1 pseudogene is annotated in these 2213 nt (G+C 48.4%); it reads left to right on the forward strand.

Annotated elements, in window-relative coordinates:
• Positions 1-2213: pseudogene (locus KI655_RS24055) on the forward strand (hypothetical protein); the annotation flags it as partial.

Raw genomic sequence — 2213 nt, forward strand, 5'->3', positions numbered from 1 at the left:
AAACAGAGACTATCTCTTTCACGACCGAGAGTGATGATGTTGAACGCTTTAGAATCGCGACCGATGAATTCAATACCTCTGGCGCTTTGACGTCGAATGGTTTGGAAGTCGAACTTCGTGAATTCCCGGCAGACTCTGGTCAATACACAGGTTTTACAACTAACGCGCTAAATCAAGAAGTTGAAGTCTTCACCATCAACTTTGATGACGTCGTGTTAGGGCGTTACACCTTCACATTACTTGAAGCGCTTGACCATGAAGATGGGCTCGACAATAACACCTTAAGCTTTGATTTACCTGTTTATGCAGTAGACAGCGATGGCGATGACTCTTTGATGTCGCCTCTAGCGGTGACCATCGAAGATGACGTACAAGGCATGAGCAACGGCATCTTGAATATTGAAGAGCCGACAGTTGCCGAATTGGCTGCTAGTGCGGTGACCACAACCACGATTGATGTAATGCCAGAGCAGAGTGCAGATGGCGCGACGATTACTGAGTTCACCTACGATGGCGGCACGCCATTGACGCTTGACCAAACGGATACAGGCGAGCAAGAGTTCATCTTCACCGAGGGTTCACTGTTTATTACCCTTGAAGGCGATGTCCGCTTTGAGCCAAACCGCAACCTCGATCATGAAGATGGCCCAATCGTGAAATCGATTGTGGTGACGTCTAGCGATGGTGACGTGGATGTCGAAACCGCGACAGTAACCCTAACCATTACCGATGGTGACATTCCAACCATCGAAACCGTGCCAAGCGTGTCGCTATCAGAAACGCAGCTTGCTGATGGTTCAACGCCAAGTGGCAGCGCGGTCAGTCAAACTGAGACTATCTCATTCATCAACCAAAGTGATGATGTTGAGAAGTTTCGAATTGAACCGACGGAGTTCAATGTCGGTGGAGCACTAACGTCGAATAACATTGGGGTCGAAATAAAAGAAGACCCAGCCGATTCGGGTATTTACGTAGGCTTTATTGATGACGGTGGCACGGAAGTTCCGATATTTACCTTGAGCTTCTCCACAACCACATTGGGCGAATACACCTTCACACTGCTTGAAGCGTTAGACCATGCTGATGGTCTCGACAATAACGAGCTAACCTTCGATTTGCCTGTCTACGCAGTGGACTCTGATGGTGATGATTCATTGATGTCACCGTTGTCAGTGACTATTGGTGATGACGTGCAAGTCATGGCGACCGGCACGTTAGATATTACCGAGCCAACCGTCGCAGATTTAGCCGCTGGTATTGTTACCACCAACACCATTGATGTTATGCCAAAACAGAGCGCTGATGGGGCGGTGATTACCCAGTTCACGTACGATGGCGGTACAGCTCAAACGTTAGATACGACCATCACTGGTGAGCAAGAGTTTACCTTTACCGAAGGCTCTGTGTTCGTGACCATCGAAGGTAACGTGCGCTTTGAACCGAATAGAAACCTAGACCACGAAGATGGCGATATCGTTAAATCACTCGTGTTCACTTCAAGCGATGGCGACGTCGATGTTGAGACTGCAACGGTAACTCTGACTATTACCGATGGCGATATCCCAACCATTGAGTCGGTGCCAAGTATCGCGCTTGCGGAAGCCGATTTGGCTGATGGCTCGTCACCAATTGTGGGTGCGGTGAGCCAAACTGAAACCATTTCGTTTACTAACCAAAGTGACAATGTAGAGAAGTTCCGATTAGAGCCAAATGAGTTCAATACAGACGATTCTTTGAAATCTAATGGGCTAGCGATTGATATTAAAGAAGACCCGGCAGGCTCAGGTAACTACATTGGCTTTACGACCAGTGCTTCGAATGTAGAAACACAGATTTTCACTCTCAACTTTAGCGCTGCCACTCTAGGCCAATACACCTTTACATTGCTGGAGAGCATCGATCATGAAGATGGTCGTGGTAATAACGACCTGACGTTCGAGCTACCAGTTTACGCCGTTGATACAGACGGTGATGATTCGTTGATGTCACCGCTGTCAGTCACCATCACTGACGATGTTCAAGTGACGGCAAGTGGTGCTCTGACGATTGAAGAGCCAACGGTAGCTGATTTGGCGGCAGGTACGCCGACGACATCAATCTTCGATATATTGACCGCTCCAAGCGCTGATGGCGCGAGCGTGACTCAATTTACTTACGACGGCACGGCTTACACGCTCGATCAAAACATAGCGGCTGAGCAGGAGTTTATCTTC

Source organism: Vibrio sp. D404a, from assembly GCF_030248535.1.
In the GTDB taxonomy this organism is placed as follows: domain Bacteria; phylum Pseudomonadota; class Gammaproteobacteria; order Enterobacterales; family Vibrionaceae; genus Vibrio.